6 protein-coding genes and 1 pseudogene are annotated in these 8,044 nt (G+C 63.1%); all 7 read right to left on the reverse strand.

What is annotated here, in order from left to right:
• Nucleotides 1-211 precede the first annotated feature (211 nt).
• Nucleotides 212-1,270, reverse strand: a complete 1,059-nt coding sequence (locus GSQ88_RS18945; protein ID WP_159009246.1) for an alcohol dehydrogenase — start codon at nt 1,268-1,270, stop codon at nt 212-214.
• 11 nt (nt 1,271-1,281) lie between these two features.
• Nucleotides 1,282-2,148, reverse strand: a complete 867-nt coding sequence (gene rsmA / locus GSQ88_RS18950; RefSeq protein ID WP_159009247.1) for a 16S rRNA (adenine(1518)-N(6)/adenine(1519)-N(6))-dimethyltransferase RsmA — start codon at nt 2,146-2,148, stop codon at nt 1,282-1,284.
• Complete coding sequence (gene pdxA / locus GSQ88_RS18955; protein WP_502706744.1) at nt 2,145-3,149, reverse strand: 4-hydroxythreonine-4-phosphate dehydrogenase PdxA; 1,005 nt, start codon at nt 3,147-3,149, stop codon at nt 2,145-2,147. Before pdxA ends, rsmA begins: the two co-directional genes overlap by 4 nt.
• Complete coding sequence (locus GSQ88_RS18960) at nt 3,149-4,138, reverse strand: SurA N-terminal domain-containing protein (RefSeq protein ID WP_174248052.1); 990 nt, start codon at nt 4,136-4,138, stop codon at nt 3,149-3,151. Before GSQ88_RS18960 ends, pdxA begins: the two co-directional genes overlap by 1 nt.
• Nucleotides 4,139-4,225: 87 nt before the next feature.
• Entirely contained in the window at nt 4,226-6,730 is a 2,505-nt protein-coding gene (locus GSQ88_RS18965; RefSeq protein ID WP_174248053.1) for an LPS-assembly protein LptD, read from the reverse strand.
• Nucleotides 6,730-7,827 (reverse strand): LPS export ABC transporter permease LptG, encoded by a 1,098-nt coding sequence (gene lptG / locus GSQ88_RS18970; RefSeq protein WP_159009250.1) that lies wholly within the window; start codon nt 7,825-7,827, stop codon nt 6,730-6,732. The genes GSQ88_RS18965 and lptG overlap by 1 nt, the downstream gene beginning before the upstream one ends.
• Nucleotides 7,824-8,044: pseudogene (locus tag GSQ88_RS35755) on the reverse strand (LPS export ABC transporter permease LptF); the annotation flags it as partial. The pseudogene GSQ88_RS35755 and the gene lptG, both read right to left, overlap by 4 nt.

The raw sequence follows: 8,044 nt of genomic DNA on the forward strand, positions 1-8,044 counted from the left end.
CAGCATGGGGCTTAATTCGGGCTCGGCCCGCGCCACGAATGTGGCGGAAATCGGCTTGATCGGCGTCCTCGCGAGAATTGCCCACAGGTCAAGGTTGAGGATGTTCGGGCACACGTGACTTTGTTTGACGCGTTTTCTTCACGCGAACCGGTGCCCACTTCGCTCGAAAACGCTATGGTATGCGCGCGAAGCCGCACTCAGCAGCGCTGCTTCAGTTTTTCAGAACGATACGTCCGACCACTTTTCCGGCTCGCAATTCGTCGATCCATTTCTGGACGTCGGCCATCGGTTCTTCCTTCATCGGGGTCGGCTTGATCTTGCCGGCGCGCGCCAGCGCCATCAATTCCTCGGCCTCGGCCAGCGTTCCCACCATGAAGCCCTCGATGGTCATGCGCTTGTAGATCCATTGCACCATCGGCAGGCTGAAATTACCGCCCATCAGTCCGGAGACCACGATCTTGCCGCCACGCGCCAGCACCGAGACCGCGAAGGCCATGGATTTTTCGTTGCCGGCAAAATCGACGATCTCGTCGAAGCCGCCTTCAGTCTCCTTGATGATGCGCTTGACCACATCCGCCTCGGCCGGATCGTAGGCGACCGCGGCGCCGCTGTTCAATGCGGCCTCGCGCGCCGCCGCGCTCAGATCGGCGACCGATATTTTTTGGCTGAACATGGTTTGCGCAAACGAAAGCCCCATCATGCCGACGCCGCCGAGGCCGATCAGCAGCAGATTGCGCTGCCGGGGCCGATCGACCAGGCGCTTCAGCGCACCATAGGCGGTGACACCCGAGCACATCAGGGTGGCGGCCTGGTTGACCGATAGCGGCGCATAATCCAGCAGGTATTTTGCATCGGGCACCAGCACATGGCTGGCAAAGCCGCCGTCGATCGCGACGCCGAGAAAGCGCTGCTTGACGCACAGATTCTCATCGCCATTGAGGCAGTCGCGGCACTGCCCGCAACCGATCCAGGGAAATACCGCCTTCTTGGCGCCGATCAGATCCTTTGCGACATCGGCGCCGACTTCCTCGACGACGCCGGCGATCTCGTGTCCCAAGGTGAACGGCAGCGTCATGCCTCGCGTCGTATCGAGCTTCTTGCCGCCGCCGAGGTCGGCATAGCCGTCCTGGATATGCAGGTCGGAATGGCACAATCCGCACCGCTCGATGCGGACCAGCACTTCTCGGCCTTGCGGCTTCGGGGCTTCGACGATGGTTTCGCATAAGGGAGCATCGAACTTGACCAGCGATTGGCGACGCATCAGCCCCATAGGTTTTCTCCTCAGACAGTATTGGTTTTTTCGTTTCGTATATCGATCAATTCCCGGGCCATGGCAACAAAGCCCGCGATCGGAACCGTCTCGGCGCGCCGCGTCACATCGACATTGGCGGCTGCGGCCAGGCGTTCCGGATCGACCCCCAGCGATTTCAGGCTCTGTCGCAGCATCTTGCGGCGCTGGCCGAACGCCGCGGCGGCGACCTGTTCGAGCGCCCGGCGGTCGCACGGCTCCGGCGCGTCGCGCGGCACCAATCGCACCACCGACGAGGTGACCTTGGGCTGCGGCACGAAGGCTGCGGGCGAAATGTCGAACAGGATCTTGGTCTCGGCGCGCCAGTTCGCGAGCACGCCGAGCCGGCCATAGGCCTCGGCATTTTCGCGGGCGACGATCCGATCGGCCACCTCGCGCTGAAACATCAGCACCATCATGTCATACCATGGTGGCCACGGCTCGATCGACAGCCAGTCGATCAGAAGCGCGGTCCCGATATTGTAGGGCAGGTTGGCCACGATCTTGGCCTTGACGTTGCCGAGCAGCGGTCGCGGATCGAAATGCTGGGCGTCGGCGCAGATCACCTCCAGCCGCCCGGGATAGCGTCGTGAGATCTGGTCGAGCGGGCCGAGCGCGCGCGGGTCGCGCTCGACGGCAATGACGCGCCGCGCACCCAGCGCCAGTAGCGCGCGGGTCAGCCCGCCGGGACCCGGGCCGATCTCGATCACGGTGGCGTCTTCGAGCGGGCCTGCCGCGCGCGCGATCCGCGCGGTGAGGTTGAGATCGAGCAGGAAGTTCTGGCCAAGCGATTTGCGCGCCGACAGAGCATGTTGGCGAATGACCTCGCGAAGCGGCGGAAGGTCATCGATCGCGCTCATGCCGATCGCGCCGCCATCCGGGCGGCCAGCCGCAGCGAGGCGATCAGGCTCGACGGATTGGCCCGGCCGGTTCCGGCAATATCGAACGCCGTGCCGTGATCCGGCGAGGTGCGAATGAACGGCAGCCCGAGCGTGACGTTGACGGCATCATCGAACGCCAGCGTCTTGATCGGGATCAAGGCCTGGTCGTGATACATGCAGATCGCGCAATCATAGGTTTGGCGCGCGGCTTCGTGGAACAGGGTATCCGCCGGCAGCGGCCCGCGAACGTCGAGGCCATCGGCGCGCAGCATCTCGACCGCGGGCGCCACGATGGTCTGTTCCTCGGTGCCGAGTGTGCCGTCTTCGCCGGCGTGAGGGTTGAGGCCGGACAATACCAGACGTGGCTCGGCAAGCCCGAGACGGCTCTTGAAGTCCGCCGCCACGATGCGCGCGGTCGAGACGATCAGATCACGCGACAGCTCGTTGATCGCCTCGCGCAGCGGAAGATGGATGGTGACGGGGACGACGGCGAGGGTGGGGGACCACAACAGCATCACCGGTTGCGGCGTGTGGCCACCGGCGGTGGCGAGCTCGGCCAGGAACTCGGTATGGCCGGGGTGACGAAATCCGGCGCGGGTGAGCACGCTCTTGGCAATCGGGTTGGTGACGACCGCGCCGGCCCGTCCCGCGACCACGTCGTCGACCGCCTGGCGGATGGAAGCAATGGCTGCGCCCGCGCTGCTGCCATCAGGCTGCCCGGGCCGCGCCGTCGCGACCGATCCGGTCGCGACCACCGGCAATGCGTTTGCGAATGTCGCGAGCGCGTCCTCGGCGCGAACCTCGGCCAGCCTGACATCCAGCCCAAGCGTCTTCGCGCGGTCACGCAGCAGGTCGAGGTCGCCGAGCAGGTAAAATGGCGGGAGCTTCAGTTCATTCCGGCGCAGCCACGCCTCGATGGTGATGTCGGGCCCGATACCTGCCGGTTCGCCTGAAGTCAGCGCGAGGGGCTTTGCCGGCATCAACGATATTCGATCATCGCGGCCTTGCGGACCTGCTGCAGATACGCCTTCGACTTCGCTTCGAATTTATCGGAGAACATCTTGTCCCGGATCGCCTTCTTCTGCGGGGTGTCGATCGTGGTCGGCTTTCTGCTGCACAGCGCGACCATCTCCACGCCCTGCTTGGTGGTCTCCGGCGGGGTCAGATGTCCGATCGGGGTCTTGTCGAGCAGGTCGCGCAATGCGGCCGGCAAGTCGGCCGAGGTTTTCGTCACCGGCTCGCGGATCGCGGCGTTCTGCATCGCCTTGAACAATGAATTCGCCTCGTCGCAGCTTTGCACGCGGCTGCGCAGGGTTTCGGCTTCCTTCTGGCGCAGCTCGACGGCGGCCGGCGCGGATCCGCGCGGGACGATCAGGACGATCGGCTGCATCTTGTACTCGAAGCTTTCGCTGCTCGTTTCCTTGTTGCCCTGCTCATTGGTGGCCTCGCCCGGCTTGGCTTCGGCGGGCTTGTCCTCAGCGGGCTTGTCCTCTCGCGCGGCAGCGGCAACTTCCCTCTCGCCGACCTGGAGGCTCTCCTTGAAGCGCCCGCGAACCAGACTGGTCCAGACCATGTCGGCCCTGATGCGGGCTTTCAGCGTGTCGGGCCGAACGCCCTGGCTTTCGAGCGACTTCGCTAGCTGATCGGGCGTGATCCGCATCCGCGAACTCATGTCCGCAAACGAGGCGTCGATATCGGAAACCGACGGGTCGACGCCAAATTGCTTGGCTTCCTTGATCTTCACCTTCTGGTCGATCAGTTCGTCGATCACTTCCTGCCGGGTCGGCTGCTTGTGCGTCGACATGAAATTGAGCTTGGAACGCTGCTCGATGTCGTAATTGGTGATCGGTTCGCCATTGACCATGACCGCGACTTGCGCGGAGGCCGGCGTTCCGGACGCCATCAACATCAGGGCTAGGGCGCAGCCCGAGACGAGAAGTGGAAGGCGTTGAAGCAATGTGATCGTCATGGTCATCGTCGCTATGTCAACCGATTGAAATGGGCTTCAGGACGCGCCCTGCAACTGGTCCGCCGCCGGTGGCGTGCCGAACCGCCTCTATTGAACAGTCCCGCCACCCGCCGATGTCGATGTCTGGGCGAGGGTCCGCAGACCGATCTGCAGCATGAACGAATGGCTGAGCGTCGGCGGGGTGTTACCTGCAACATACTCGTACGAGGTAACGTAATTCGCCGCCAGCACGAAGCAGTCATCCACGTAACCGGCGCCGATCACATATTGGTTGATCTCGTTGGCGACAAGGTCGTAGCGGGCGGAACCGCTCACCACCCAGTTGGAGGTGAGCTTGACCGAGGCGCTGGTGAGAATGCCTTCGCGGCGCGTCAGGTAACCCAGTTCCGCCTGAGGCGCGTAATCGCCGTACAGCACGCTGACCGAAAAGCGGTCGTAATTGGCGCGGGCCTCGGCCTCCAGCCGGTTGGCGCTTCCGGTGGCCTCGTCAAATCGGCCACGCACGGAAAACGTATAGGTCCTGTTCGGCGAATAGGCGACGCTCGCGACATAGTCCGATACCGGCTTGTCGAGACCCGAATCGATCGCGGTATTGTTGGCGTCGGCGACCGCGAAGGAGTTCAGGCCGAACAACTGGTAGGACTGTCCGAACACCGCGGTAACGGTGCCGCCATGGTCGAATTGCGTGGTCGACTGCACGCCGGCATTGGCGCGGCCGCCGCCCTCGACGCGGTCATAGCCGGAGAATTTATCGACACTGAACAGGTTCGAGGTGTCGAAGGTCATGCTCTGCGCGTCTTCGTTGGGCAGCTTGCCCGCATCGGGTTCGTTCGGACGAATGATGACCTGTGCAATCGGTTCGATCGTGGTGGTGCCCCACGGCTGAACGTTGATGAAGGGGTAGCGATATTCGAGGCCGACCGTGGGCATCACCCGCAGCGCCTGGCTCTGGCCGGTCGGCAGGAAGTTGGAAACGCCCGGCTGGTTGGAGATCGAGGTGTCGATCGCATCGGCACGCAGGCTCGCGAACGGCGTCCAGATCTCGCCCCATGAGTCGGTGAACGAGCGGCGCCATTCCACTTCACCCGTCGCGCGCGTATAGGTGCCGGGCATGCCCCGCAGCAAACAGTTGGCCGGAGTGATGTTCTTGGCGGCAGAATCGGCGGTGTTAGGCGTCGTGCAGGTGCCATTGGCCAGCGCCGTCGCATTGACCGCATCGAAGGCGGCTGTTTCACGCGTCAGGCTGGTGAAGTTGCCCTTGTAGCTGAGTTCGCCGCCCAGCACCGAATGGTTGATCACGTTCGAATAATCGATCACGGGTGCTACGACCGGCACCTGATTCTGCAGGCCCGAGAAGCTCAGATAGTAGATGGTGCGGGCGTCGAAGTAGCTGCGGTTGCCGACGCCGGTCAGATAAAGCTGCGAGATCGCTTCGGTCGGCAGGTTCAGGAAGGCGCCGAGCGGATCCTTGTACAGGCCGAGCCGGTAGTCCGACATGAAGTAGTAGTCGGAGAGCAGGGTGCCGTCCCAGCCCCACACCCATTTGTCGTTGAGCGCGAACTGGCCCAGGGTTTCGACGCCGCCGCGGAACTGGCGATCTCCGGGTTGGCCGACGAAGGCACCGGGGTCCTGCTGGTCGATGCCATAGGCGCGGATCTGATACGATCCGTCCATCAGCCGCTGGCGGAATTCGGCCTGCAGCAACACGCCCTGCTGGGTCGTGAAGCGGGGGTCGAAGGTCATGTCGTAGTTGGGAGCGATCGCCCAGTAATACGGAACGTCGACGCTGTAGCCGATATTCGTGGACTCGTTGGGCGTCGGCATCAAGAAGCCGCTCTTACGCTTCACGGTCGGATCGGGCGTCGAGAAATACGGCATGTAGGCCATCGGCACGCCGAAGAACTCGAGCTGGGCGTTCTCGAAATAGAGCATCTTCTCGAGCTGGTCGTGAATGATTCGCGCGCCCTTGACCTGCCACAGCGGCGGCTTCTTCGGATCGTCCTTGCAAGGCGCGCAGGCGGTGTAGACGCCATTCTGGAACACGGTGTAGTTGCCGCTGGAACGGTCGGCGCGGGTCGCAGCCATTCGCGTGTTGTCGGCGGTGTCGACCCGCAGCGAATCGACGAAACCGTCACGGTAGTCGTCGCTCAGATCCATGACGTTGGCGTAGGTGATCTTGCCGTCCGCATCGGTCATGCGGATGTTGCCTTCGGCGTGCAGCCGCTTGGTCTTCTGGTCGTAGATGACCTTGTCGGCCTCGACGCTGGTCCCGTTATAGAACATCTGCACGTTGCCGACCGCCGACACCCGCGAGTTGTTGTAGTCGTAATCGACCTGGGTGGCCTGGACCAGCATCTGCCCGTCGCTGGCGGTCTTCGGCGGTTTCGGCCGGACGGGCACCGGGTTGTAGGTAAAGCTTTGCGCCGAAGCCGGTGCGCTCCCGGCAATGCCGAGCGCGCCGGCGCCAAACAGCCCGACAATCAACGCGACGACAGGACCCCGGACGGCGGCCAAGAGGGTACGCTGACGGCGCGCGCCTGCGCACCGCCGGAATGCGGACAACCTGCCTTGGCGGGCGGCGACAACGGCCACTACCCGTCCTCCTGGTACAACAAGGCCAAAAAGCCGGTGAGGCCGCCCACGCACACGGGCAACCACGCCGCAGCGATCGGATGCATCAACTCAGCCTTGCTCAAATCCTCGGTTACTTTCGACAGAACGTAGAGCAGAAAGCCCGCACCCACGCCACTCAAAACCATCTTTTGCACGCCGCCGAAACGGAAGAACCGCAAGCTCACGGAAGCGGCCAACATCACCATCGCAGCCAGCAAAAACGGCTGTGCAATGAGCTTATGGTACTGCAACCGGTAGCCTGCGGTCGCGAAGCCCGAACTCTCGGAAGATCGGATATAGCCCGGGAGTTGCCAAAAGGACACAGTCTCCGGCGTGGAGAAGCTGTTGCGAACCTGCGCCGCCGTCAGGCTGGTGCGAAGCAGGAAAGTCTCCTGCTCGATCGGGGCGCTGTTGAGGGAGTACCGCCGCACGCCTTTGAATACCCAATGTCCATCATCGAGGGTGGCTTCCCGCGCCTCGATTCGCTCCTTGAACTGGAAGTCGTTGTCGAACGTAAATACCGTCAATCCGGTCAGCCGCACGCCTTGCTGCTCGCTGCGGGCGGCGTTGATGACGGCCTGGCCTTCCTCGGTCACCTGATTGATCCAGAAGCCCTGGGCATCCTGGATGCCGCCACCGGGGGCCGACCCGAACAGTTCGGCTTCCATCTGTTTGGAGATTTCACGCAAACTGGCGGACATCGGATTGTAAAGGGTGGTCGCCAGAACGCCGAGCACGATCGAGCTTGCCAGCGAGGGCGCGATGAACTGCCAGGCGGAAACGCCGGCGGCGCGCGCCACCACCAGTTCGAGCCGCCGCGACAGCGCCAAATAGCATGCCATCGCGCCGATCAGCATGCAGAACGGCATCATCTTTTCGAGCAGTTGCGGCACCCGGAAGAGCGACGTCTCCGCGACCATGACGGCGGACGCCGAAACCAGCCCCGAGGTCTTCCTGACCATCTCGATGTAATCGACCAGCACCAGCAGCATGAAGATGCCGGCAAAAACACCCAGCGCCGCGACCACGAAGCGGCCTGCGAAATAGCGCCCGAGTGTGTTTGTCATCATGCTCATGCGGTGGCCGCTCGTCCGAAAAGCCGAGCCACGCGCGCATTGGATCTATTGATGGCCTCGAGCAGCCCGGCCGGCGGTTCGATGACGACACCCGCTTTGATGAGCCACAGGCCGCCACCGATCGCGGCAAACAGCATCAGATATTGAATGAGCGGTGCGAACTCCGACTTCACCGCCATTACTGAACACGCGAATCCAATCATACGCATTCCGAATA

The organism is Bradyrhizobium sp. S69 (assembly GCF_009766005.1).
Taxonomy (GTDB): Bacteria; Pseudomonadota; Alphaproteobacteria; order Rhizobiales; family Xanthobacteraceae; genus Bradyrhizobium.